The sequence below is a fragment of the Nonomuraea sp. NPDC049709 genome (assembly GCF_040674815.1).
GTDB lineage: Bacteria > Actinomycetota > Actinomycetes > Streptosporangiales > Streptosporangiaceae > Nonomuraea.
This window is the reverse complement of sequence record NZ_JBFANM010000020.1, coordinates 11,894-37,007: the sequence shown is the minus strand read 5'-3', so window position 1 is coordinate 37,007 and position 25,114 is coordinate 11,894. Positions and strand designations below refer to the sequence as shown.

The following is a 25,114-nucleotide window of genomic DNA, read 5'->3' as shown; positions in this document are numbered from 1 at the left end:
TTGACTAACCGCTCAGGGAGTCTCACTTTCCTGACAAGTCGCCCGAGGCGTGATGGGCCGTGATGGACATGGATGACACTGACGTCCTCACCGCCAGAGAGCTGGAGATCCTCTCCCTGACCGGTTCAGGCCACAGTGCTCAGGAGATCGCGGACCTCCTGAGCGTCTCCCGCTGCGCGGTGGAGAACCACCGGCGGCGCATCTACCGCAAGCTCGGCGTCGTCGGGCAGGGGCAGGCGGTGCTCCGGGGGCTCGGGCTGATCGGGCCGCCCGGCCAGGCGTCGCCCGCGGAGCTCGTCCGCGGGCGGGAGCTGGTGGTCGTGCACGCCAGGTGCCTGCTGGCCGTGGAGATGGTGACGCGGGCGCTGCTCGGGGCCGGGCGGGCGCTGGCGGCCGTGCGGGACGCGCTGCCGTACGACGAGGAGGAGCAGGGCTGGCTCGGGGCCCGGTTCACCGCGGTGCTCGTGGACCCCGTGCCGGCGGACTGGGCGCTGCCCGCCGGCCTCGGCGCCCGTGCGGTCGCCGTGCCCACCATGCCGCCCGAGCCGGCCATGGTGACGGACGCCGTCGGGCGCGGCGCGTACGCCGTGTTGTGGCTCCGCGACGTGCCCGAGCTCCTGTGCGCGGTGCTGGAGCTGGTGGCCAGGGAGTACCTGGTGGTGGGGGCGGGCATGTGCCGGTGGCTGAGCCCCGTACCGAGGCTCACCGGCCGCGAGCGCGAGGTCCTGGCCTCGATCGCCCGCGGCCACACCATCAGGCAGACCGCCCGCCTGCTCGGCATCGCGAGCAAGACCGTGGAGAGCACCCGGGCGCGCCTGTTCAGGAAGCTCGGCGCGCGCAACCGGTCGGAGGCGCTGACCAACGCCTATCGCGCCGGCCTGGTGGCGGCGGTCCCGGAGGTCACTGGCCCCGGCTCGCCGGATCCACCCGGGCGAACGTGAGCAGGTCCACCATCCGGAAGTCGCCGGTCCCGCCCGAGCGGCGCGGCAGCGTGGGCCGCCAGGACGGGTTGGCGGCGAGGAAGGAGCTCGGGTCGAGCTGCAGCAGCCCGATGAAGACCTCGCCCACGATCCGCGCGCCCACCCCGGCCATCCGGGCGCCGCCGGCCAGGACCTCGGCCTCCTTGAGCACGTAGTACCAGAGCGGGGTGCTGGAGGGCAGGCCGTGCCCGATCGCCTGCAGCTCGGGGAAGTGCTGGGCCTCGAGGGCCGGTACGCCGACGGCGCGGGCGACGTTCTGCCCGGAGGGCATCGACCAGGTGATGTGCCGCAGGAGGTTGCGCTGCGCGAGCGACGTCGGCGGGTCGGCGGACGGGATCGCGCTCAGCGGCAGGTTGAACAGCGGCGTGGACAGCTTGGTGTCGATGCGCTTGTTCGGCCGCACCTCGCCGTCGCCGAAGTCGAAGAACGTCTGCCAGCCGATGAAGCGCCTGGGCGCCCTGGCCCCGCCGCGCAGGTCCACGGGGTCGCTCTGCCCCTGTCCGGCGGGGTCGAAGATGAACCCGAAGAACGGCGTGCCGTCGGGGTTGCCCGCGAGGTTGGCGCGGTAGGACGGCCTGACCATGCTGTGCCCGAACCGGTAGGCCGCGCCCTGGAACTCGACGGGCATGAACTGCCGGCCGGCGGCCGGCCGGTAGAAGCGCCGGCCGTTGGTGAGGATGTCGTTGACCGCGTTCTGGCCGATGATCAGCGGTAGGAACTCCCTGAGCACCAGCCACTGGTAGTGCCACCTGACCTGCTGCCTGGCGGACTCGAACACGTTGCCCTGCTGGCCCGAGGCGCGCAGGTGGTCGACCACCCGGTTGTGGAAGCGCAGGAAGGCGGCGTGCATGCCGCTGATGATGAGGTTCTCGTCGTTGCGCGGGTCGGCGATGATCGCCGTACGGTTCGACCTGCGCGGCACGTCCTCGAACCGGCCGCCGCTCTCCAGGCGGAACTTGGCGGTGTCGGCGGGGTCGTAGAACTGCGGGTCAGCGGCCGGGCCGCGGCCGTAGACGCTGTCGAGGTCGAAGGCCGGCGTCCTGGTGTTGGGCGACTGCTCCGGCGCGGTGGGGACGCCCAGGGGCGAGGACTCGTCGAAGGTCATGTCGTGGTCGACGAACTGGCCGAAGAACGTCACGCCCGCGGTGTGCGCGGCGTTGTCGATGTTGTTCGGGCTGAGCTCGGGGTTGGTGATCAGCCGGACCGGCCCCTCCTGCAGCGGGTCCCTGGCGTCGACCAGGCCGCCGGGGCGGCCCATCTCCATCAGCGCCGACCTCAGGCTGGGTGCGTTGAAGTCGGCGAACGGGGCCAGGTTGAAGACCCGTCCGAACCTGTCGGGGGAGGTGGCCAGGCCACCCGCGCGTACCGTGACGACCTTGGCGAGGGCTTCGGCGGGGGTGAGCGTCAGGGCGGCGGCCCCGGCTCCCACACCCGCGAGGAAGCCGCGTCTGGTCACGCCGGAGGAGGGCCCGGACAGGGGCTTCGTCATGACGTGCCTCCTTACTGACCTCCCACCGGCGGAAGGCAGGCGAACGCCGACGTGCCTGCTGGTGGGAGGGCTGGGGGGTGCCTGCCGTCAGGCTGTGCCCTTGACCGGAGGCGGTCAAGGAACCACTTTCCCCTAGTGCTTTTCAGCCCGGGAAAGCGAAACGGCTACCGCGGGGCCGGGTGGCCGCGCGGTAGCCGTGGCGGGCGAATCAGTGGATCAGTAGTTGCCGACGACCTCGTCGGCGCCCGGCACCTCGCTGAGCGGGCGCGAGGCGGGGCCGGTGTAGTTGGCGCTCGGGCGGACGAGCCGGCCCGTGCGCTTCTGCTCCAGGACGTGCGCGGCCCAGCCGGCCGTGCGGGCGCAGGTGAACATCGAGGTGAACATGTGGGAGGGAACCTCGGCGAAGTCCAGGACGACGGCCGCCCAGTACTCGACGTTGGTGGCCAGCACCCGGTCGGGCTTGCGCGCGTGCAGCTCCTCCAGCGCGGCCTGCTCCAGCGCCGCCGCGACCTCGTAGCGAGGCGCGTCGAGCTCCTTGGCGGTCCGCCGGAGCACGCGGGCGCGCGGGTCCTCGGCGCGGTAGACGCGGTGGCCGAAGCCCATGAGCCGGTTGCCCTTGTCGAGCTCGCTCTGGACGTACTTCTTGGCGTCGCCGAGCTGCTCGACGCCCTCGATCATGTGCAGGACGCGGGCCGGGGCGCCGCCGTGCAGCGGGCCCGACATGGCGCCGACGGCGCCGGAGAGCGCGGCGGCCACGTCGGCGCCGGTGGAGGCGATGACGCGGGCGGTGAACGTCGAGGCGTTCATGCCGTGCTCGGCCGCGGAGGTCCAGTAGGCGTCGATGGCCTTGACGTGCTTGGGATCGGGCTCACCGCGCCAGCGGATCATGAAGCGTTCGACGATGGTCTTGGCCTCGTCAACCCGGCTCTGCGGCACCATCGGCAGGCCGAGCCCGCGCGCGGACTGCGCGACGAAGGAGAGGGCCATCACCGAGGCGCGGGCGAGCTGGTCGCGGGCCTCTTGGTCACTGATGTCGAGCAGGGGCTTGAAGCCGTAGGCCGGAGCCAGCATGGCCAGCGCGCTCTGCACGTCTACGCGGATGTCACCAGAATGGACAGGAATGGGGTACGGCTCCGCCGGGGGCAGACCCGGCTGGAACGTGTTGTCGACCAGCAGGCCCCACACGGCCCCGAACGGGACTCGGCCGACCAGCTCCTCGATGTCGACGCCCCGGTATCGAAGGGCGCCCCCTTCTTTGTCCGGTTCCGCGATCTCGGTTTCGAAAGCCACAACGCCTTCGAGCCCGGGTTTGAAGTCGGACATACTCGGCCGCCTCCCCTTCTGTTGCCATGTTTGGGCAATGCCTTGATGTCGAGATACCGGCGGGTCAATTTAACCCCCTCCCAGGTCATGGTCGGTCTCGGGACCCGCCGTTGAGCCAAACCCGCTGGTGGGGAGCGGTGCATGGGATCTACCACGCAAGCGCGCAAGAATACCGTCTCGTGGATGCCACCCCGCGCCCGCCCACGTTGGCGGGGCTTCGCCGTACGTACGAGGGCGAGCCGCTGCTCGAATCAGACCTCGCGTCCGACCCCATCGCGCAATTCGCCACCTGGTTCCAGGAGGCACTCGACGCCGGCCTGCCCGAACCCAACGCCATGGTCCTGGCCACCGCCTCGGCGGGCGGCCGCCCGAGCGCCAGGACGGTCCTGCTCAAGGGCTACGACGAACGCGGATTCGTCTTCTACACCAACTACGAGTCGCGCAAGGGCCGCGACCTGGCCGAGAACCCCCGCGCCTCCCTGCTGTTCCCCTGGCACCCGGTGCGCCGCCAGGTCCGCGTCGAGGGCACCGTCATGCGGATCTCCCACGAGGAGTCGGCCGAATACTTCGACTCCCGCCCGTACGGCTCGCGCATCGGGGCGTGGGCCTCGCGGCAGTCGGCGGTCGTGCGCTCCAGGGAGGAGCTGGACGCCCGCTACGAGGAGCTGGCGGCGCGCTGGCCGGAGAATCCGCCGGTGCCCGACTTCTGGGGAGGCTTCCGGGTCGTCCCCATGGAGCTGGAGTTCTGGCAGGGGCAGCTCGACCGGATGCACGACAGGCTGCGCTACCGGCGTACGCGACCCGGGTGGGTTCTGGAGAGACTTGCCCCTTAATGTTCTCTAAGTGGCATTCGGGGAGCTGGTCAAGCGTCATCTCGTAGACACCCGGCCGCTGGGCGTTCCCGCGTACCGCCGGATCTGGCTGGGCCAGGCCGTGTCGCACGTTGGCGTCGGCGTGACCGTCGTGGCGGTCGGGCAGCAGGTCTTCGAGCTCACCCACTCCTCGTTCTACGTCGGCCTGCTCGGCCTGGCCAACCTGATCCCGCTGATCGTCTTCGGCCTGTGGGGCGGGGCCGTCGCGGACGCCGTGGACCGGCGCAAGCTGCTCATCGCCGGCTCGCTGGTCGCCTGGGCGGCCACCCTGTTCATCCTCGTCCAGGCCCTGCTCGGGCTGGACAACATCTACCTGATCTTCCTCGCGGTCGCGCTGAACTCCACCGGCTTCGCCATCACCGGCCCCACCAGGGGCGCGATCATCCCCCGGATCCTGGAGCCGGAGCTGGTGCCCGCCGCCAACGCGCTCAACTCGCTCGTCTACAGCATCGGCGCGGTGGCGGGGCCGATGGTGGGCGCGGTCCTGCTCGGGAACGGCGGCTTCCCGGCCGCGTACGCGGTGGACGCCCTGTTGTTCGCCGGCAGCCTCTACGCGGCGCTCAGACTGCCCTCACTGCCCCCGCTGGGCGAAGTGACTCGTCCGGGGGCCCGGGCCGTGGTCGAGGGGCTGAGCTTCGTCGTCAGGAGCCCGGTGCTGCTGATGTCGTTCGTCGTGGACATCATCGCGATGGTGTTCGCCATGCCGCGGGCGCTCTTCCCCGAGCTGACCGCTGTGCGGTTCGGCGGCTCGATGGAGGCGCTCGGCTGGATGACCTCCGCCATGGCCATCGGCTCGGTCGCCGGCGCGCTGTTCTCCGGCTGGGTCGGCCGGGTCAAGCGGCAGGGGGTGGCGCTGTCGATCGTCATCGCCATCTGGGGCCTGGCCGTGGCCGCCGCCGGGCTCGCGCACGAGCTCTGGCTCGTGGTGCTGTTCATGGCCGTCGGCGGGGTGGCCGACGTCGTCTCCTCGGTGTGGCGGCAGTCGATCCTGCAGCTGTACGCGCCGGACGAGATGCGCGGGCGGCTGCAGGGCGCGTTCATGGTGGTCGTGGCCGGCGGGCCGCGCCTGGGCGAGCTGCGGGCCGGAGCCACCGCGACCGCGTTCGGGCTGACGGGCGCGTGGGTGGGCGGCGGCCTCGCGTGCGCCGTGACCGTGCTGGTCGTGGGGCTGTCGGTGGCTGGCTTCCGGAACTACCGGGCGCGCTAGGCGACCCTGGCGGCCGCCTGGAGATCGGCCAGGAAGCTCGCGTACGCCTCGTCCCTGTCGGGCGCGCGCAGCACGGCGGACGGGTGCACGGTCGCCACCGCGAGCGCCTCCCCGAGCGGCACCGGCTCGCCCCGGTGCTGCGTGACCCGGAACTCCCTCCCCAGCAGCGACCTGGCCGCCGTCGCCCCGAGCACCACGATCACCTCCGGCCGCACCACGGCCAGCTCCGCGCCGAGCCATGGATGGCAGGCGTCGATCTCGCCGGCCGTCGGCTTCTGGTGAATGCGTCTTTTACCCCGTGGCGTGAAAGAGAAGTGCTTGACGGCGTTCGTGAGGTAGACGTCGTCACGCGAGATCCCGGCCTCTTCCAGCCCTCTGTCCAGAATGCGGCCCGCCGGCCCCACGAACGGATGCCCCTGGCGGTCCTCCTGGTCCCCCGGCTGCTCGCCCACCAGCATGAACCTCGCCCGCCGCGGACCCTCGCCGAACACGGTCTGCGTGGCGTTCCGGTAGAGGTCGCATCCCTCGCAGCGGGCGGCCGCGCTGCGCAGGGAATCGAGGTCGAGCCGGTCGGGAAGGAACTCGGCCGCCCCGTTGTTGCCGTCCTTAACCATCGTCGGTCGTTCTCCCAATAGGGTTCCTGTGACTCCTGTGCCCGCTGCGGACGGGCTCAGTCCCCGCCACGACCGGCGTACCATTCAGTTGGGAGGAGCCTTGACCGCACACGGCCTGATCGACACCACGGAGATGTATCTCCGAACGATTTACGAGCTCGAGGAGGAGGGCATCGTCCCTCTCCGCGCGCGCATCGCCGAGCGCCTCCAGCAGAGCGGCCCCACCGTGAGCCAGACCGTCGCCCGCATGGAGCGTGACGGGCTCGTCCGCGTCGAAGGTGACCGGCACCTGTCGATGACCGAGCTGGGCCGCACCCTGGCCACCCGCGTCATGCGCAAGCACCGCCTCGCCGAGTGTCTGTTGACCCAGGTCATCGGGCTTCCCTGGGAAGAGGTGCACATCGAGGCGTGCCGCTGGGAGCACGTCATGTCGGAGTCCGTCGAGTCCCGCCTGGTGACGCTGCTCGACAACCCCACCGTGTGCCCGCACGGCAACCCCATTCCCGGGCTGGCCGAGCTGGGCGCCAGGGAGCCGGCCGAGAGCGCCCCCGACACGCTGACGACCATGTGCGACCTCGCGGGAACACGTGACACACCTGTTGTCGTGCGTCGAATTAGCGAACAAGTGCAAAGCGATCCCGCTGTGATGCTTAAACTCAAGCAAGTTGGGATACAACCCGGACGCGAGGTGACGCTCGCGGCGAGCGACGACGGTGTACGGGTGACAGGTGACGGTGACGCGAAGGACACTCCTGCGGAACTACCGCGCGATATCGCGGCACACGTTTTTGTCTCCAAGCGCTGACGCGCGCGCAGCTACTTGGTTGAATCCCTCCTGGGAGGCCCTCCACTCCCCTCTGGCCAAGACTGTTGCAGGAGCGCTCGTGGTCCGCTTTGCATGCACGCCACCCCGAGGAGTGGTCTCCGGATGAAGCGATGGGGGGATCTGTCACAGGACGCGGCTGATCACCTTGCGGCCGGATCCGTGCTCGACCACGCCGAAATGGCCGTGGTCGTGACCGACCGTTTCAGCAATCTCCTCTACTGGAACCCTTTCGCCGAGAAACTCTTCGGCCACCAGGGCAAGACGCCTTCGCGTGACACGTCCGTCCTGTCCCTCGGGATCATGGAGAAGGACCACCCGCTGGCGATCGAGCTGGCCAAGCATGTGCTCAAGGGCGGCGTGTGGGAGGGCACGTTCGACGTCCGGCGCGGCGACGGCACCATCGTCTACGTGCGCGCCCAGGCCGTGCCGCTGCGCCACTCGTCGGGCTCGGTGACGGGGATCGTCATCATGGCCCGCGAGGCGCTGCGCAGCAACGAGCGCGAGAAGGACCGCTTCGGGCTGCTGGAGCGCATCGGCGAGCGGCTGGCGGGCTCCCTCTACGTCGAGGAGACGCTCAAGCGGGTCGCCGAGATGCTCGTCCCCCAGTTCGCCGACCACTGCTTCATCGAGCTGATGGAGGGCGACCGGCTCGTCCGCAGGGTCTCGCAGCACGTACAGGGGTGGACGCCGCCGTCGGGAACATGGAAGCCGGTGGGCGCCGAGATCCGCTACCCCTCCGGCCACTACGCTGACACCGCACTGCGCCGCCAGGAGACCATCCTGGTCGAAGACTTCGCCACCAGCCGCTACCCGTCGCCCCACGAGGACAGCGCGCGCCTGTGCGGCGAGATCGGCATGACCTCCGCCATCGTGGCCCCGCTGCTGGTGCGCGGGGAGACGCTCGGGCTGATGTACCTCGGCCTGTCCAACCTCACCGACCGCCGCAGCCCCCACTACGACGCCTTCGACCGCGACTTCGTGGGGGCCATCGCCACCCGGGTCGCGCTCGCGATCGACAACGCGCTGCTGTTCGAGGAGGAGCGCCACACGGCGGAGTCGTTCCAGAAGCACCTGCTGCCGCGGGCGCTGCCGCAGCTCGACGGGCTGCAGATCGCCGTGCGCTACTACCCGGCGGCCCCGCTGGCCTCCCACGGGCAGGGCATCCAGACCCAGGTCGGCGGCGACTGGTACGACGTCATCCCGCTGTCCGCCGGCCGCGTCGGCATCGTCATCGGCGACGTCGAGGGCAGGGGCGCCAAGGCCGCGGCCATCATGGGCCAGCTCAGGGCGGCGCTGCGGGCCTTCGCGCAGGACGACAAGTCCCCGGCCGACATCCTGGCCAGGCTCGACGAGTGGACCCGCATCATCGCCACCCCCGAGCAGGACGACAACGGCGCCGACGTCAGCATCCCGCCCATCGTGACCTGCCAATACCTGGTCTACGACGCCTGGTCCCGGCAGCTCTCCTTCGCCAACGCCGGGCACGCCCCGCCGCTGCTGCTGATCGACGGCCAGTGCTCGGAGCTCGAGATCGAGGAGGTCGGCCAGCCGCTCGGGGTGCGCGCCAAGGGCCTGCACGCCGACCTGGTCTACAAGGAGGAGACCCGCACCCTGCCACCGGGCGCGGCGCTGCTCCTCTACACCGACGGCCTGATCGACCGCCGCCCGGGCCGCGACGGCAGGATGCCGAGCGAGGCCGAGACCCTCGGCGTGCTGTGCGACAAGCTCGCCAAGATGTCCGACGCCGAAGTCGAACGCATCGCCGACGCCGCCACGGTGGCGGTGCCCGGCGAGATCGACGACGACATGGCGATCCTCGTGGTCCGCTCCAGCGACGTCGACCTCGACGTCGAGGCGCGCACCTTCCCCGCCCAGCCGATCATGGTGGGCGAGGCGCGCCGCATGGCCGCGGAGGCGTTCGCTAGCTGGAACGTGCCCGAGGAGCGCGCCGAGCTGGCCTGCCTGCTCGTCTCCGAGGTCGTGACCAACGTGGTGCTGCACGCCGCCACCGCCGGGGTGCCGCGCAGGGAGCTGGTCGTGGAGGGGCCGCCGCTGCCGTTCGAGGATTCCTGGGACGTGCCGGGCTTCGAGGACGAGGTGGTGGGCGACAAGGAGTTCACGCTGAGGCTGCGCAGGGGCGAGGAGTCGGTCTGGGTCGAGGTGTTCGACCAGGACCTGCGACTGCCCCGCATCCGCAGCGCGGGGGAGAACGACGAGGGCGGGCGCGGCCTCTACCTGGTCGACCAGCTCGCCAGACGCTGGGGGTCGCGACCCACCAGGGAAGGCAAAGCGGTCTGGTTCGAGATTCCCACGCGCGGCAGGTGAATGATTCACTGGCTCAATGGAGCTGGCCTTCGAACGACGGGGCACCGGCGAGCCGCTGATCCTCATTCATGGCATCGGTCACCACTGGCAGGGCTGGTTGCCGGTGATGGACCGGCTGGCCGCCGCGCGCACGGTGATCGCGGTGGACCTGCCCGGTTTCGGGGTCTCTCCCGCTCTGCCTGACCGCATCCCCTACACCGCCGAGTCGCTGGCCGACGCGGTCGAGTCCTTCTGCGCGCTGCTCGGCGTCCGCGAGCCGCACGTGGCGGGCAACTCGCTGGGCGGCTACATCGCGCTGGAGCTGGCCTCGCGCGGTGTCGTACGTACGGCGACCGCGCTGTCCCCGGCCGGCTTCTGGTCGCGCTCGGAGCTGCTCTACTGCCAGGCGATGCTGCGCGCCCTGCGCGCCTCGGCCCGTTCCCTGCCCCCCGAGCAGCTCGCCAGGACGGCCGAGAACCGCTATCTGCGCGCGGTCTCCGCCGGGGTCCTGGTCGCCCATCCCACCAGGCTCGATCCGACCGCGCTGATCGCGGCCACCCAGGCGCTGGGCCGGGCGGCCGGGTTCGACGAGACGCTGGAGTCGTTCGGCGGGCTGATGCCGCCCGCGCCGCCGAAGTCGCCCATCACGATCGCGTGGGGCGAGCACGACCGGCTGCTGCTGCGCCGCCAGGCGGTGCGCGCGGCGCGGTGGTCGGGGCAGCGGGTGAAGCTGCTGAAGGGCTGCGGGCACGTGCCGATGAGCGACGACCCCGAGCTGGTGGCCCGCGTCATCCTGGAGACATAGCTAGATCTTGGTCTGCCCCCACAGCAGCAGCATGACCAGGACGAACACGATCACCACGCCGGCATAGCCGATCGGCCCCAGGCGGATCGCCCGGCGCACGCGGTTGAGGACCCAGGCGAACAGCAACGCCAGGAAGATCAGAAGGATCAGGCCGCCGTCCATGCTGTCCAGTATGCGGGGCGAACCGGCTTGCCGCGCGGTGACGGATCAGAACCCGAAGGACCGGCCGATGATCTCTTTCATGATCTCCGTGGTGCCGCCGTAGATCGTCTGGACCCGGCTGTCGAGCCACGCCTTGGCGACCGGGTACTCCATCATGTAGCCGTACCCGCCGTGGAGCTGGAGGCATCGGTCGATGACCTTGTTCTGCAGCTCGGTGGTCCACCACTTGGCCTTGGCGGCGTCCACCGCGGTGAGCTCCTTCGCGTTGAGGGCGAGGATGCACTTGTCGACGTAGTGGCGGGCGATCTCGGTCTCGGTGGCCAGCTCCGCCAGCACGAACCGGGTGTTCTGGAACGAGCCGATGCTGCGTCCGAAGGCCTGGCGGGTCTTGCAGTACTCGATGGTCCGCTCCAGCACGTCCTCGGCCGCGGCCACCGCCGCCACGGCGATCGACATGCGCTCCTGCGGCAGGTTGTGCATGAGCTGGAAGAAGCCCTCGCCGTCGTCGGGGCCGAGGCGGTTGGCGACGGGCACGCGTACGTTGTCGAAGAACAGCTCGGCCGTGTCCTGCGCCTTCATGCCGACCTTGTCGAGGTTGCGCCCGCGGCTGAAGCCCTCCATGCCGCGCTCCACGACGATCAGCGTGGTGCCCCTGGCGCCGGCCTCCGGGTCCGTCTTGGCCACCACGACGACGAGGTCGGCGTTGATGCCGTTCGTGATGAAGGTCTTCTGCCCGTTGACGACGTAGTGGTCGCCCTGGCGGATGGCCGTGGTCCTGATGCCCTGGAGGTCGCTGCCGGCGCCCGGCTCGCTCATGGCGATGGCGGTGATCAGCTCGCCGCTCACGAATCCGGGCAGCCAGCGCTGCTTCTGCTCGTCGTCGGTCAGGTCCACGACGTACGGGGCCATGACGTCGTTGTGCAGCGAGAAGCCGAGGCCGCTGGCGCCGCTCCGCATGATCTCCTCGACGATCACCGCGTTGTACCGGAAGTCCGTGATGCCCGCGCCGCCGTACTCCTCCGGCACCGAGAACCCGAACATCCCCAGTTCCCCGGCCTTCTTCCAGACCTCGCGCGGCACCACGCCGTCCTTCTCCCACTGCGGGTGGTGCGGCACGACCTCGCGGGCCATGAATTCGCGCACGGTCTCGCGGAAGAGCAGGTGCTCCTCGTCGAAGAGGTCTCGCTGCATCAGTCGCCTCCACTGGCAGAATGCTGTTCTGTTGCCGCCAGGTATACCCGCTTTGCCGGGGCCCGGGGAGCCTGTGGACACGGGTTCATCACAAGTGACGGAAGAAGCGACATTCGGTAGGTGTTGCGGGTGTTTCGACCCTAAGATCTACCCTCGGTCCGTATGTGGTTGATCGGAGTCTCCCGTGAGTCGGTGGCGCAAGGCGTTGATCGCCGCATCGGTGGGCATGGCGGCCTCTGCGGCGTTCGTCGTGACGTCGTCGATTCCCGGCCAGGCACAGGCGTCGTTGGTGGCCAACTATCGGTGCACGGGCGGCATCGCCGGCAGCGGCGTGGACATCGAGGCCCGGATGACCCCCCAGGTCGAGGGCGGCACCATGAACGTCCGCTGGGACATGAGCTACAAGAGCCTGCAGAAGTTCGGCTCGCCCGGCTTCTTCCCCGAAGGGTCCTCCCTGGACCTGGAGGGCGTGGTGGACATCAGCGGCGGCTGGATCGGACAGCTCCGGCCGCGCGGTGGCCAGACGCAGGGCGAGCTGGTGCCCGGCGACTACCTCGAACTTCCCGAAGGGCTGTCGGACAGCGCGTCGCTCACGAGGACCGGCACCATCCGCTTCAAGCCCAGCACCCTGACCGTCCGGTTCACCCCCGCCGAGGGTGACGTCATGGTCAACAACAAGGATCCGAAGATCAAGTACAACGGGCCCTGGACCTGGGAGTACACCGCGTCGAGGTACGACGACTACCTCAACGACCTGCAGAGGACCGAGGGCCTCGACTCCGTCGCCAAGCTGGACTTCATCGGCACGAAGGTCGCCTACATCGGCAGGCGCGAGCAGGACCTCAGCCCGATCAGGGTGCTCATCGACGGGCAGCCCGTCACCTCGGGCCTGGTCCAGCCGGGCCAGGACCGCAGCGGCAACGACATGACGGGCACCGAGACGCAGGAAGTGCTCTGGACGTCGCCGCAGCTCGAATACGGGCCGCACACCATCGAGATCATCAACACCGAGAGCAAGGTCGCCTACCTCGACGCCTTCCAGGTGTTCACCGGTGATGTGCCCGAGCCGCCCAAGCACGAGCAGGCGACCTGCACAATCCAGGGCGACCCGGGCGCCATCGACATCAACGTCCCAGGCGGCTCCCAGACGCCGACGAACACCGCCACGGACGACCCCACCGAGGACCCGACGGACGATCCCACGGACGACCCGAACGACCCGGACCCCACGTCCACGGAGACCACCACGCCCCCGGCGGCCGGCACCATCACCGACGGCCTGGGCCGCGTGATCGTCGTTCCGCAGGTGTCCGGCACGACCTCGTCCACGCCGAAGAGCACCGGGCCGACGGCGACCAGGTACTACAGGGCCCAGGTGGCCAAGACGCCCAGCGGCGGCGTGGACACCGGTGAGGCGCCGGAAGGTCCGGAGCGTCCGTACGGGCTCATGGCCGGCGGCATGGTGCTGCTGATGGGAAGTGCCGGCGGCGGGCTGGTGCTGCGCCGGCGCAAGGCCGCGCACGCGGGAGGAACGCACTGATGGCCGAGCAGAAGACACCGATGCAGAGGGCGCTGCCCGGGCTGCTGATCGCCGGCTCGCTCGGTGGCGTCGGCCTGGTCATGGTGAGCCTGCTCTCGCTGGCGCCTCCCGTGGACGACGGCTCGGAGTCGCTGCTGGCGGCCCAGGACGCACCGACCCAGGTGGAGGTGCAGAACGCGGGCGCGTTCGTGCTCCCGCCGACGGTCGGACCCGGCGGCAAGAACGTCCCCCTCACCCCGGCCCGCCCGGACGCGCCGCCCCCGCTGGCCGCCGCCCCGGTCGTGGCGCCGATCCCCACGCCCAAGACCAAGGCCGCCAAGGCCAAGGCCAGGCCGACCCGCATCAAGATCCCCAAGCTCAAGGTGAACTCCCCGATCGGGGCGGTCACCGTCAATATGAAGGGCAAGCTCGGCACGCCGCCGCTGAGCAAGCCCAACCAGACGGGCTGGTACCGCTTCTCCCCGGTCCCGGGCGAGGCCGGTCCGGCGATCATCAACGGCCACGTCAGCACCCGCAAGGGCCCCGCCGTCTTCGACCGCCTGCGCGAGCTGGCCAAGGGCGACCACATCTACGTCTACCGGTCGGATGGCAAGGTCACCCGCTTCACGGTCAGCGGGATCGAGCAGGCCAGCAAGAACGGGTTCCCGACCAAGCGGGTGTACGGGAACACGAGCAACTCTCAGCTCAGGCTCATCACTTGTGGTGGGGTCTACAACAAGACGGCGCACAGCTACACGGACAACATTGTTGTGTACGCAACGCTGTCGAAGAAGAAGGGCTGAGGAGGAAGCTGTGGCGGATTTGGCGGTTTACGGGAAGTTGACAGGGACAGTTCGTAGGATCTCAACCTAACCGTGACCAACGGCTGGAATTCTGGCACGACTGTTGACACTGCTTTGAAACGGAGATGGACCCGTGCTTATGTCCCAGGTGGGGCGCCGCCTCGCCCATAAGACGTCCGCGTTGGGGCTTGCGAGCACGCTGGTCTTCTTCGTCTGCTCGCTGTTCATAGTGGCAACACCGAGCGTGGCATCGGCCGCCGTAACGAAGCAGTTCGCCTACACCTGTGTTACCGGCGGCCCGTTCACGAACACTTCGATCACCGTGGGGCTCAGCGCGCCCGACTCGGTGACAGCGGGGCAGACCTTTGACTTGACCGTCAACATCCCGCAGCTCACGCTGGGGACGAATCCGACCGCCAATACGACCGTCCAGGCCACATTGGCGCTGACGCCGACGGGTGGTACCTCCACCGACGCCGGTACCGCGAAGACGGGAGCAACGGTTACTTCGGGGTCTACCAACGTGCCGGCTGGCAGCGTGGTGTACAAGGTCGCGGCGGCCGCGAGTACGACGACGAAGGTCAGCGTCAAGCCGGGCGACCTCAAACTGGCCCTCACCAGCGCCACGACCCCCGTGACGACGTGCACGACGACCTCCACTGAAGTCCTGGACGTGCCGATCGGGACCGGTGGCGGTGGGAGCGAGGATGACATCGTCACCTACGACTGCACCCTCCCCAGCGGCACCACCGACGCCGACTACCCCGCCGACGTCGACATCAAGGTCGTCATGACGCCCCCCACCAGCGCCACGACCAACACCGACGCCTCCATCACCTGGACCGGCACCATCCAAGCCTCCGGTGACGCGTTGAAGGCCCCCACCGGCTTCCCCACCACCAGCCCCAAGCTCTTCGCCACGATCAAGGCGAGCGGCGCCGGTGCGCCGGCCACCGCGACCGGTGAGGCCGCCCTCACCGGGGTCACCGCGGGCTCGGACATCACGACGCTCCCCAGCGTCACGATCAAGGTGAAGCCCACCACCGCGGGGACCGTCTCCCTCACGGCGGGCGATCTGGCGTTCGGCACCTCCGCCACCTCGCCGGCGATCAGGTGCACCGCCCCGACGACCGGCCTCAAGGCGTACACCTTCACGGTGACCGCCGGTACGGCCAGCCCGAGCCCGAGTCCGAGCCCCAGTGCCACGACGACCAGCCCCCGCCCCACCAGGACCAGCACCGCGACGGTGACGGTCACGCCCAGCAGCACCAGGAAGTCCCAGACGCCCAAGGCGGGTGCGGACACCGGTGCCGGTGGCGACATGGGGCCTGACGGGCGGCTGTTCATCCTGACCGGCACCGCTCTGATCACCGCGGCCGCCGTCGGTGGGCTGCTCATCCGCCGTCGCACCGCCAAGGGCTGACGACCGTGGGGGGCTACTACCAGCCGTACGGTGGCGGTCCGGCGCAACCCGCGCCGCCGCCGCCTCCGGAGGACAAGGGCAGTACGGCGCTCCGGACCGTGCTGATCGGGGCCGCCATCGCCGGGGTCGTGACCGTCGTCGCGGGCCTGCTGATCGTCTTCAACTCCCCCGCCGAGTACGGCCTGCAGAGCAGCAGGGACGCCCTGCCCCTGCCGGCGCAGCCGAAGGCGAGCGGGCAGCCGGAGCAGGCGCTCTTCCAGGCCCCGGCCGACGTGCCGCCGCCGCTGCCGCAGATCACCCCGGCGCCCCCGATGCTGCCCTCCACCCCGGTCAGGATCGTGATCAAGCGGCTGGGGATCAACGCGCCGATCAAGTCGGTGGGGCTGGCCAAGGACGGCACGATCCAGGTGCCGCCGGCGAACGACCCGAACCTGGTCGGGTGGTACCGGAACATGTCGACCCCCGGTGAGGTGGGGCCGGCGGTGCTGCTCGGGCACAAGGACACCCGGACGCGCAGCGCCGTGTTCAGCCGGTTGCCGGAGATCAGGAACGGCGACACCATCGAGGTCAAGCGCCAGGACAAGACGACCGCGGTGTTCACGGTCGGCGGCGTGGAGCAGGCGAACAAGAAGACGTTCCCGACCCAGCGGGTCTACGGGACGCAGGAGAACGCCCAGCTCCACCTCATCACCTGCGGTGGTACCTACGATCGGACCACCGGGCACTACACCGACAACGTCATCGTCTACGCGACGATGACGAGCTCCTATCGAAGCTGAGCGCGGAGGCTGGCATGGGCTGGATGGCGAAGCGGAGACTGCGTACTGGCCCGACGGCGGCACTGCCCGCCAAGCCGGACCCCGACGAGCTGTTGCGCCTCGTCCAGCTCGCCGACCCCAGCGCCCGCCGGGACGGCGACGACATCGTGGCGACCGACGTGCGCGTGTGCGCGCCCGTCGAGGCCGAGTCCGACCTGACCGGCGGCGAGCTGGAGAAGGTGTGGGCGGTGCGGGTGGTCGCCGAGGGGCCGCTGCCGCTGGACTACTTCGACCGTTTCCTGGCCGAGGGGCTGGCCTTCCGGCTCAAGGGCCTCGCGGTGTGCCGGGGCGAGGTCAGCGACCCGGCCGACGACAGCGGTGAGAGCGGCCCGGCCGTGATCCTCCCGGTACGGCCCACCGTCGAGGAGCTGGCGCCCCTGCTGGAGCAGGAGGAGGAGGGGCCCGCGTTCGCGGCGGGCGACATCCGGGCCATGCTGGTGCCGCAGAAGGGCCAGCCGCCGGCCGTACAGGAGTTGCTGCCCTTCGCCACCGAGCTGACCGCGATCGAGCTGCGCGGTGAGGAGCCGGTCAAGCTGGGCACACTCGCCCTGGAGCTGTCCGAGACGCTGAACGGGCTGGTCGTGGACCGGTGGCGGTTCCGGGTCGACGCGGCGGAGGAGCTTCTACCCCCTACGTGAGCAGCGCCAGAACGTCATTCTGTTGTAGTCTGCCCCTAGTAACCGAATAATGCTCGGTTTCCAGGAGGCACTGTGGCAGAGGCGTACATCGTCGGGGCGGTCCGCACCCCGGTCGGCAAGAAGAAGGGCGGCCTGTCCACCGTCCACCCCACTGACCTGGCCGCTCACACGCTGAAGGCGCTGATCGACCGCACTGGCGTCGACCCCGCGGCGGTGGAGGACGTCATCATGGGGTGCGTCATGCAGTTCGGCCCCCAGAGCATGGACATCGCGAGAAATGCCTGGCTGTCGGCGGGGCTGCCCGAGAACACCGCCGGCGTCACGATCGACCGGCAGTGCGGCTCCTCGCAGCAGTCGATCCACTTCGCCGCCCAGGGCGTCATGTCCGGCACCCAGGACCTGGTCGTGGCGGCCGGCGTCGAGTCGATGAGCATCGTGCCCATGGGCTCGTCGATCACGGCCGCCCTGGAGAAGGGGATGCCGTTCCCGTTCGGGGAGAAGTGGGTCGAGCGGTACGGCAAGCAGGAGATCTCGCAGTTCCGCGGCGCGGAGCTCATGTGCGAGAAGTGGGGCTACACGCGCGAGGTGCTGGAGCAGTTCGCGTTCGAGTCGCACCAGAGGGCCGCCAAGGCCATCGCCAACGGCCACTTCAAGGACCAGATCGCCCCCATCAACGGGGTCGAGGACGACGAGGGCCCCCGGGCGGACACGACGCTGGAGAAGATGGCCGGTCTGAAGACCCTGAAGGAGGGCGGGCAGATCACCGCCGCCACCTCCTCGCAGATCTCCGACGGCTCCGGCGCCGTGCTCATCGCCTCCGAGGAGGCGGTACGCGAGCACGGCCTGACCCCGCGCGCCCGCATCCACCAGCTCGCGCTCATGGGCGACGACCCGGTCTACATGCTGACCGCGCCGATCCCCGCCACGCAGCGGGCGCTGAAGAAGGCCGGCATGTCGATCGACGACATCGACGTCGTCGAGATCAACGAGGCGTTCGCCCCGGTGCCGCTGGCCTGGATGCACGAGCTGGGCGCCGACCCGGCCCGGGTCAACCCCAACGGCGGCGCCATCGCGCTCGGTCACCCGCTGGGCGGCACCGGCGCGATCCTGATGACCAAGCTGCTGCACGAGCTGGAGCGCACCGGCGGCCGGTACGGTCTGCAGACGATGTGCGAGGGCGGCGGCCAGGCCAACGTCACCATCATCGAGAGGCTGTGAAAGGTGGAGCGCCGCCTCCCAGGCGTACGGGGGAGGCGGCGCTCCGTTACTACCCATCCCGGTAGTAGTCTCAGCGCCCCTTCGAGGGGATGCGGCGCGGCGGCGCGATCGGCCGCTGTGGCATCTTGGGCATCGGCCGCACCACGGGAAGCCCGGGGCGGCTGTTTTTCTTGCTGGCGCGAACTCGCATGAGGAAGCTCCTTTACGTAACTCTCGACGACGCGGCTCGGAAGGGCCGGTCGGCATGCTCGATTGCCGCGTCTCATGGCTGGACGGGTGGGCTGAGCGGAATTACTGGTAAAGGCGCATGTCCAAGAGGCTATGGGGGCGCCAGGAGCCCGTGCAACCGAATTAACGGGCCGCCGAACCGGCGCTGACCACGAGGTCCAGGGCCGCGCGGGACTCGCGCATGGTCGTGCAGCGGCGGGTGCTGGTCGTGATCGCCACCACGGCGGTCGGGCTGGCGGCCGCCGCGCTGAGCCTGAGCGCCCTCGCGATCAGCTACGCGGCCGTTCCGCGCCGTGAGCTCGTCACTGCCGGCTAGACCAGTTGCCGTTCGAAGCCGGTCACCATGGCGAGCAGCCCCGAGTCGAACCACTGGTCGTAGAACGCGCGGGCGCTCTCGTCGTGCTGCTCGGCCGGTGGCGTGCCGACCTGGGCCAGGGCGTGGCCGAGCACGTACACGCCGACCGACTGGACGGCGGTGAGCGCGTCCCGCGCGGCGATGCCGGCCGCCTCGAACCGCGACAGCAGCCCCGTGAGCAGCTCCAGCCCGAGGTCCACGTCGACCGGGTGGGTGGCGAGGAGCGGCACGGCGTGCGGGTGGGCCAGCAACATCCGCCGGTACGCCACCCCGAACCCCGTCAGCGCCTCCGGCCACGCCGTCTCCGGCGCGAACTCGGACACGGCCTCGGCGAAGAGCCGGTTGACCACCTCGGCCAGCAGCGCGTCCCTGTTGGGGAAGTGGCGGTAGAGCGACATCGCCGCCACGCCGAGCTGGGTGCCCAGGCGGCGCATGGTCAGCGCCTCCAGCCCTTCGGCGTCCAGGACCTCGACGGCCGCGGCGACGATGCGTTCGGTGGTGAGCACGGCAGGCCGCCCGGCGCGCCTCGGCCCTGAAGTCATGGGTTCAGGGTAGCGACGAGCGTGGTCACCAGCATGATCAGGGACAGCGCGCCCACCGCCATGTGCTGGACGTCCACGACCACGTCGTGACCCTGTGCCGGGAGGATCTTCAGCGTGCGGGCGTACTCGCGCCGGTAGAGCTCGCGTTGCCCGGCGTTGCTCACCCCGAGGTACGGCAGCCACCAGTTGTACAGGTGCCCGGCGAGGATCAGGACGCAGATCCCCACGGCGGCGAGCAGCGACCAGGTTCGCCCGTAGGCGACCCCGGCGGCGACCAGGAGCGGGAACGGGTAGTTGATGGCCGCCGCCAGGGCCCGGCCGCGCATGTTCGCGCCGGTCAGGTCGTTGAGCGGGAACATCGGCAACCAGTCGGTGGCGACGAGCCAGGCGAGCCAGACGAGGGGGACGACGATCGCGAGGGTGTGCACGGCTGTCTCCTCTAATTTGTGTACTTTGTAAGCTTACACAGTACACAAATACGGGCGATGGTCACCCCCGAGCCCGCGAGTGCCGCGACGAGCAGCGCGATCGACATGGGAGCGGGGAAGTAGGTGAGCTGGGCCCAGGTGACCGTGCGGCCGTTGACCAGGACCGTGACCAGGTCCGGGTACGCGGCCAGCACCGCGACCGGGATCAGCGCGGGGAGCAGCCGCACCCCGACGCGCCACCAGGGCCGGCCCGCCCGCTTCGCGGCCCAGCGCCGCACCCGCACCGCGCCCAGGACACCCAGGCCGGCCGCGACCAGTGCGATCGCGGCCAGCACCGCCTCGAAGAGCTGCCGGTCGTTCCCCGGGCCCCGCGGGCTCCTGCCCTCGCTCAGCGCCGTGAGCCCGAGCATGATGTCGTACGTCGGGTCGTACAGCGTCGCGTTGTTGGTCATGACCGCGAAGCCGTAGCCGGTCCTGGGGGAGACGGCCTCGACGGCGTTGTAGGTGAACAGGTTCCCCGAGTGCACGAGCTGCCCGTTGTCCTCGATGCCCCACCCCATCCCGTACGGGCGCAGCTTGGTGGGCCGGTGCATGGTCTCCAGGCTCTGCCGCCCGACCAGCGGCCGGCCGTCCCCCGCCTGCGCGATCAGCCACTTGCCCATGTCGGCGGCGGTGGTGATGGCCCCGCCCGCGCCGCTGTCGTCGTGGAACCCGGCCAGCTCGGGCCGGGGCAGCCAGGCCCCGAAGAGCGAGTTGTAGCCGTCCGCGACCGGGACGACCTTGTCGGAGAAGGCGCTGGAGGTCATGCCGAGCGGCCCGAACACCCGGTCGCGCAGGTAGTCGCCGAACCGCCGCCCGCTCGCCACCTCGACCAGCCGCGCGGCCAGGTCGTAGTTGACGTTGCAGTACTCCCAGCGGGTGCCGGGGTCGGCGGCGAGCCGGGAGCCGGCCAGGCGGGCCGTGTAGTCGGCCAGGGAGGTGGCGCGCTCGGTGGCGCCGATGTCCACCGTGCGGTCGGAGAGGCCGGAGGTCTGGTTCAGCAGCTGCCGCACGGTGATCCGCGCGGCCCGGGGATCGGCCATCGTGAAGCCGGGCAGCTGCGCGGCCACCGGCCGGTCCAGCTCGATCCTGCCGCGCTCCACCAGCGTCATGACGGCCATGGCGGTGAACGACTTGCTCACCGAGGCGACCCTCATGGGGGTGTCCGCGGTGACCGGGCGGCCGGCGGAGTCGTGCCCGTAGCCGGCGGCGTGCACGACCTCGCCGCCGCGCGTCACGACCACGGACACGCCCGGCACCCCGGTGGACTCCATCGCCTGGCGCAGGTAGGCGTCGACGGCGGCGGGCGTCAGCTCAGGAGCGGCCGTGGCGGGCGTCGCGGTGAAGGTCAACGCGGCCGCCAGAAGGGGCATAAGGGATTTCACCCGAGAAACCTAGAAAGGCGGGACCCCCTTCCGTATCGGCCGACCGTCCATGGAGACCCCTGACGAAAGTCAGGTCTCCTCCAGCCGCGTCGGTACGGCCTTCTGGACCTGCTGGAACACCACCGACGTGCGGAACCCGACGATCTCCTTGCGCTTGCTCAGCCGGTCGAGCAGGAACCCGTGCAGGTGGTCGAGGTCCTGCACGCCCACGTGCAGCAGGAAGTCGTCCCCGCCCGCCAGCACGAACACGCTCATCACCTCCGGCATCTCGGCGGCCGACGTCTTGAACGCGTTGATCACCGCCCGGCTGAGCGGCCGTACCTGCACCGAGACCATCGCCTGCACGCCGCGGTTGAGCGCGGCGGGGTCGATGTCGGCGTGGTAGCCACGGATCACGCCCCTGCGGGTGAGCGCCCTGACCCGCTCCAGGCATGTCGAGGGCGCGATGCCGAGCTGCCTGGCCAGCTCGCGATTGGACTGCCGTGCATCCGTTTGGAGCAACCGTACGATCGCCGAATCAAGTTCGTCCATGTCCACAGCTTCGCATGGCATTCCGGCCGAACGTTCGATGGAGCGGGGGATAGGCCCGAATGGTTGAACTAGTTTCGAGCCTCATGAATGGACATATGGGAGCCGGTCAGGGTACGGCGCTGCTCGTTGGTGCGGTGCTGGGGCCGGGGATGCTGGTGCTGCCGCACCTGGCCGCCGCCGCGGCGGGGCCCGCCTCCGTGCTCGCCTGGGCGGGGATGCTCGCGCTGAGCGTCCCCGTCGCGCTGACCTTCGCCGCGCTCGGCGCGCGCTACCCGGGCGGCGGGGGAGTGGCCGCCGTGGTCGGCCTCGCGTTCGGCCGGCACGCCTCCGCCGTCGCGGGCTGGTGGTTCTACGGCGCCGTCCCCATCGGCACGGTCGCGGGCGCGCTGGTCGGCGGCCAGTACGTCGAGGCCACCCTGGGCGTGCCCGGCACCCTGGCCGCCTGCCTGATCCTGGCGGCCGCGTTCGCGGCCAACGCCGCCGGGCTGCGCACGTCGGGGCGGCTGCAGATCGCCCTGGTCATGCTGCTCGTCACGCTCCTGGCCACCGCCGTGATCACCGCCGCGCCGCACGCCGACGCGGCCAACTTCACCCCCTTCGCCCCGTACGGCGCCGCGGGCGTGGCCGGCGCGGCCGGGGTGCTCATGTTCGCCTTCGTGGGCTGGGAGGCGGCCAGCCACCTGTCGGCCGAGTTCGCCGACCGGAAGGGCCTGCTCAGGGCCACCGTGGTGGCCCTCGTGGTGATCGGGCTGCTGTACGCGGGCGTCTCCGTCACCTCGGTCGCCGTGCTCGGCGCGGACATGACCGGGGTGCCGCTCACCGCGATGCTGGAGACCGGCCTCGGCCCGGCGGCGCGGCCCGTCACGGGAGTGGTGGCGGTGCTGCTGACGTTCGGGGCGGTCAACACCTACCTGGCCGGGGCGGCCCGGCTGGGGGCGGCGCTGGCCGCGGACAAGGCGCTGCCGGGCTGGTTCGCCAGGGGCGGGCGGCCGGGCGAGACGCCGTACCGGAGCCTCGGGCTGCTGCTCGTGCTCAGCGTGCCCGTGCTGGTGTGGGCGGTGGACCTGGACGTCCTCATGCGGGCCACCTCGGCGTGCCTGGCGGCGGTCACGTCGGCGGGGGTGGCCGCGGCGGTGCGGATGTTGCCGGCGGGCCGGCAGCGGGGCACGGCCGTGGTGGGGACCGGGATGTCGCTGCTCGGGCTGGCATTCTGCGGCGCGTACCTCGTGGTCCCGGCGGTGCTGGGCCTCGTGGCACTCTGCGCGCTGAACGTCAATGCTCGCCGTTCCTACAAAATCGGGCTATAAACGGGCGACAGGGCGCCGTCAGGCGGGCAGTACTCATGGGCACAGACGGCGCAACGTCGGGAGGTGCTATGACCGAGCACGCCAAGTACGCGGAGTCCAGGGAGGTCGGCGAGCAGGCGCGGGAGAAGGAGTGGACGCGCCCGAGCTTCGCCAAGCAGCTCTTCCTCGGTGACTTCCGGCTGGATCTGGTGTATCCGGCGCCCACGTTGCCCGACGAGGCGACCAAGAAGGGGGAGGAGTTCGTCAGGGCCGTACGGCGCTACCTCGACGCGCACGTCGATCCCGCCCTCATCGAACGGACCGCCCAGGTGCCGGACGAGGTGGTGAAGGGGCTGGCGGCGCTCGGCGCGTTCGGCATCACGATCAAGGAGGAGTACGGCGGCCTCGGGCTCCCCTACCTGTACTACTGCCGCGCTCTCATGCTCGTCGGCTCGTACTGCCCGGCGCTGGCCACGCTGCTGTCGGCGCACCAGTCGATCGGCGTCCCGCAGCCGCTCAAGCTGTTCGGCACCGAGGAGCAGAAGCGGGAGTTCCTGCCGAGGTGCGCCGCCGGCGAGATCTCCGCGTTCCTCCTGACCGAGCCCGACGTCGGGTCCGACCCGGCCCGGCTGGCCACCACCGCCGTCCGCGACGGCGACGAGTACGTGCTCGACGGCGTCAAGCTGTGGACCACGAACGGCGTCATCGCCGACCTGCTGGTCGTCATGGCCAGGACCGGCAAGAAGATCAGCGCGTTCGTGGTCGAGGCCGACTCGCCGGGCATCACGGTCAAGCGACGCAACGAGTTCATGGGCCTGCGCGGCATCGAGAACGGCGTCACCGAGTTCTCCCAGGTCAGGGTGCCCGCCAAGAACCTCATCGGCAAGGAGGGCGACGGCCTGCGGATCGCGCTCACCACGCTCAACACCGGCCGGCTGTCCCTGCCGGCGACGTGCGCGGGCAACGCCAAGTGGGCCGTCAAGATCGCTCGCGAGTGGGGCAACGAGCGCGTGCAGTGGGGGCGCAAGGTCGGACAGCACGAGGCCGTGGCCACGAAGGTGGCCTTCATCGCGGCCACCGCGTACGCCGTCGAGGCCGTCTGCGAGCTCACCGGCCGCCTGGCCGACGACCAGCGCAACGACATCAGGATCGAGGCGGCGCTGGCCAAGCTGTACGCCTCCGAGCTGTCGTACGAGGTGCTCGACGAGCTCGTCCAGGTGCGCGGCGGGCGCGGCTACGAGACGGCCGCGTCGCTGGCGGCGAGGGGCGAGCGCGGCGTGCCGGCCGAGCAGATGTTGCGCGACTCCCGGATCAACCGCATCTTCGAGGGCTCCTCCGAGATCATGCGCCTGGCGATCACCCGGGAGGCGGTGGACGCCCACCTGTCGGCCGCCGGCGAGCTGATCAACCCCGACGCCACCCGCCAGGAACGCGCCCAGGCGCTGCGCCGGGCCAGCCGCTTCTACGCCAAGTGGCTGCCCACGCTGGTCGCCGGCACCGGAAACCTGCCCACCGCGTACGCCGACTTCGGCCCGCTGGCCGCGCACCTGCGCTTCGTGGAGCGGACCAGCAGGAAACTGGCCAGGTCCACCTTCTACGGCATGTCCCGCTGGCAGGGCAGGCTGGAGCACAAGCAGTCCTTCCTCGGCCGGATCGTGGACATCGGGGCCGAGCTGTACGCCATGACGGCCGTCTGCCTCAAGGCGGAGGAGGACTCCAGGGACCTGGGGCGCCGGCCGTACGAGCTCGCCGACACTTACTGCCACCAGGCACGACGCCGCGTGGACGCGCTGTTCGACCGGCTCTGGGACAACAGCGACAGCCAGGACGTACGCCTGGCCGGCTACGTGCTCGAAGGCCGCTACACCTTCGTCGAGGAGGGCATCCTCGACCCGTCGATCGAGGGCCCGTGGATCGGCGCGCCGGAGGGCGGGGAGAACGTCCGGAGGAAGATCCTCTGACGTCCGGTCTAGACCGGTTGTGCGGTCGAGGTGCCGCAGGTGTTGCAAAACCGAGACAAGCCGGTATAGACCGGCTGCTTAACTCAGGCTTACGCTGGCGCAAACGCGAGCGAGCCTGACTCGCGCGCGCCTCATCCCCCTGGGCTGGGTCCGCTGGCTGGTACGGA

At 70.3% G+C, this 25,114-nt stretch carries 24 protein-coding genes; 15 read left to right on the top strand and 9 right to left on the bottom strand.

What is annotated here, in order from left to right; translation table 11 throughout:
- Positions 1-68: 68 nt before the first annotated feature.
- Positions 69-941: a LuxR C-terminal-related transcriptional regulator gene (locus AB0J69_RS21330; protein ID WP_364119618.1), complete on the top strand. Its 873-nt coding sequence runs from the start codon at positions 69-71 to the stop codon at positions 939-941.
- Here AB0J69_RS21330 and AB0J69_RS21325 read toward each other — a convergent pair.
- Positions 901-2,469 carry a heme peroxidase family protein gene (locus AB0J69_RS21325; protein WP_364119615.1) on the bottom strand — a complete coding sequence of 523 codons (1,569 nt, stop codon included), beginning with the start codon at positions 2,467-2,469 and terminating at the stop codon, positions 901-903. The two genes, AB0J69_RS21330 and AB0J69_RS21325, sit on opposite strands and share 41 nt — an antisense overlap.
- Positions 2,470-2,685: 216 nt before the next feature.
- The gene (locus tag AB0J69_RS21320; RefSeq protein WP_364119612.1) at positions 2,686-3,792 is read right to left on the bottom strand and encodes a citrate synthase 2; all 1,107 of its coding nucleotides are present in this window, start codon (positions 3,790-3,792) and stop codon (positions 2,686-2,688) included.
- A gap of 179 nt (positions 3,793-3,971) precedes the next feature.
- On the opposite strand from AB0J69_RS21320, the gene pdxH reads away from it, so the two are divergent.
- Both pdxH and AB0J69_RS21310 read left to right on the top strand, forming a co-directional pair.
- On the top strand, positions 3,972-4,625 hold the full coding sequence (gene pdxH / locus AB0J69_RS21315) for a pyridoxamine 5'-phosphate oxidase (protein ID WP_364119609.1): 654 nt from the start codon (positions 3,972-3,974) through the stop codon (positions 4,623-4,625).
- Positions 4,626-4,635: 10 nt separating this feature from the next.
- Positions 4,636-5,871, top strand: a complete 1,236-nt coding sequence (locus AB0J69_RS21310) for an MFS transporter (RefSeq protein ID WP_364119606.1) — start codon at positions 4,636-4,638, stop codon at positions 5,869-5,871.
- Here AB0J69_RS21310 and AB0J69_RS21305 read toward each other — a convergent pair.
- Entirely contained in the window at positions 5,868-6,485 is a 618-nt protein-coding gene (locus AB0J69_RS21305; RefSeq protein WP_364119603.1) for a UdgX family uracil-DNA binding protein, read from the bottom strand. The genes AB0J69_RS21310 and AB0J69_RS21305 overlap by 4 nt on opposite strands.
- A gap of 100 nt (positions 6,486-6,585) precedes the next feature.
- Here AB0J69_RS21305 and AB0J69_RS21300 point away from each other — a divergent pair, with 100 nt between their 5' ends.
- From AB0J69_RS21300 to AB0J69_RS21290, 3 genes are all read left to right on the top strand, one after another.
- Entirely contained in the window at positions 6,586-7,290 is a 705-nt protein-coding gene (locus AB0J69_RS21300) for a metal-dependent transcriptional regulator (protein ID WP_364119601.1), read from the top strand.
- A gap of 123 nt (positions 7,291-7,413) precedes the next feature.
- Complete coding sequence (locus AB0J69_RS21295) at positions 7,414-9,636, top strand: SpoIIE family protein phosphatase (RefSeq protein ID WP_364119598.1); 2,223 nt, start codon at positions 7,414-7,416, stop codon at positions 9,634-9,636.
- A gap of 16 nt (positions 9,637-9,652) precedes the next feature.
- Positions 9,653-10,420, top strand: coding sequence for an alpha/beta fold hydrolase (locus AB0J69_RS21290; RefSeq protein ID WP_364119595.1), 768 nt, complete (start codon positions 9,653-9,655; stop codon positions 10,418-10,420).
- Here AB0J69_RS21290 and AB0J69_RS21285 read toward each other — a convergent pair whose 3' ends face one another.
- Entirely contained in the window at positions 10,421-10,582 is a 162-nt protein-coding gene (locus tag AB0J69_RS21285) for a hypothetical protein (RefSeq protein ID WP_364119592.1), read from the bottom strand. It lies immediately after the preceding gene.
- Between the two features lie 45 nt (positions 10,583-10,627).
- Complete coding sequence (locus AB0J69_RS21280) at positions 10,628-11,773, bottom strand: acyl-CoA dehydrogenase family protein (RefSeq protein WP_364119590.1); 1,146 nt, start codon at positions 11,771-11,773, stop codon at positions 10,628-10,630.
- Between the two features lie 184 nt (positions 11,774-11,957).
- Here AB0J69_RS21280 and AB0J69_RS21275 point away from each other — a divergent pair, with 184 nt between their 5' ends.
- The 7 genes from AB0J69_RS21275 (at position 11,958) to AB0J69_RS21245 (ending at position 18,736) form a co-directional block, all read left to right on the top strand.
- A complete protein-coding gene (locus tag AB0J69_RS21275) occupies positions 11,958-13,313 on the top strand; it encodes a hypothetical protein (RefSeq protein WP_364119587.1) in 1,356 nt (451 codons plus the stop codon).
- Complete coding sequence (locus AB0J69_RS21270) at positions 13,313-14,095, top strand: class F sortase (RefSeq protein WP_364119584.1); 783 nt, start codon at positions 13,313-13,315, stop codon at positions 14,093-14,095. Before AB0J69_RS21275 ends, AB0J69_RS21270 begins: the two co-directional genes overlap by 1 nt.
- 523 nt (positions 14,096-14,618) lie before the next feature.
- Positions 14,619-15,518, top strand: coding sequence for a hypothetical protein (locus AB0J69_RS21265; RefSeq protein WP_364119582.1), 900 nt, complete (start codon positions 14,619-14,621; stop codon positions 15,516-15,518).
- 5 nt (positions 15,519-15,523) lie between these two features.
- On the top strand, positions 15,524-16,297 hold the full coding sequence (locus AB0J69_RS21260; RefSeq protein WP_364119579.1) for a class F sortase: 774 nt from the start codon (positions 15,524-15,526) through the stop codon (positions 16,295-16,297).
- A 23-nt stretch (positions 16,298-16,320) separates the two neighbouring features.
- Positions 16,321-16,974: a hypothetical protein gene (locus AB0J69_RS21255; RefSeq protein ID WP_364119576.1), complete on the top strand. Its 654-nt coding sequence runs from the start codon at positions 16,321-16,323 to the stop codon at positions 16,972-16,974.
- Between the two features lie 72 nt (positions 16,975-17,046).
- Positions 17,047-18,192 (top strand): acetyl-CoA C-acetyltransferase, encoded by a 1,146-nt coding sequence (locus tag AB0J69_RS21250; protein WP_364119573.1) that lies wholly within the window; start codon positions 17,047-17,049, stop codon positions 18,190-18,192.
- 409 nt (positions 18,193-18,601) lie between these two features.
- Positions 18,602-18,736, top strand: a complete 135-nt coding sequence (locus AB0J69_RS21245) for a hypothetical protein (protein ID WP_364119570.1) — start codon at positions 18,602-18,604, stop codon at positions 18,734-18,736.
- On the opposite strand, the gene AB0J69_RS21240 is transcribed toward AB0J69_RS21245, so the two are convergent.
- From AB0J69_RS21240 to AB0J69_RS21225, 4 genes are all read right to left on the bottom strand, one after another.
- Positions 18,733-19,317, bottom strand: coding sequence for a TetR family transcriptional regulator (locus AB0J69_RS21240; RefSeq protein WP_364119567.1), 585 nt, complete (start codon positions 19,315-19,317; stop codon positions 18,733-18,735). The genes AB0J69_RS21245 and AB0J69_RS21240 overlap by 4 nt on opposite strands.
- Positions 19,314-19,745, bottom strand: a complete 432-nt coding sequence (locus tag AB0J69_RS21235) for a hypothetical protein (protein WP_364119564.1) — start codon at positions 19,743-19,745, stop codon at positions 19,314-19,316. Before AB0J69_RS21235 ends, AB0J69_RS21240 begins: the two co-directional genes overlap by 4 nt.
- Before the next feature lie 11 nt (positions 19,746-19,756).
- Positions 19,757-21,169, bottom strand: a complete 1,413-nt coding sequence (locus AB0J69_RS21230) for a serine hydrolase domain-containing protein (RefSeq protein ID WP_364119561.1) — start codon at positions 21,167-21,169, stop codon at positions 19,757-19,759.
- Between the two features lie 69 nt (positions 21,170-21,238).
- Complete coding sequence (locus AB0J69_RS21225; protein WP_364119559.1) at positions 21,239-21,700, bottom strand: Lrp/AsnC family transcriptional regulator; 462 nt, start codon at positions 21,698-21,700, stop codon at positions 21,239-21,241.
- Positions 21,701-21,795: 95 nt separating this feature from the next.
- On the opposite strand from AB0J69_RS21225, the gene AB0J69_RS21220 reads away from it, so the two are divergent.
- Both AB0J69_RS21220 and AB0J69_RS21215 read left to right on the top strand, forming a co-directional pair.
- Entirely contained in the window at positions 21,796-23,007 is a 1,212-nt protein-coding gene (locus tag AB0J69_RS21220) for an amino acid permease (protein WP_364119556.1), read from the top strand.
- Between the two features lie 68 nt (positions 23,008-23,075).
- Positions 23,076-24,947, top strand: a complete 1,872-nt coding sequence (locus AB0J69_RS21215; protein WP_364119554.1) for an acyl-CoA dehydrogenase family protein — start codon at positions 23,076-23,078, stop codon at positions 24,945-24,947.
- The last annotated feature ends 167 nt before the right edge of the window (positions 24,948-25,114 follow it).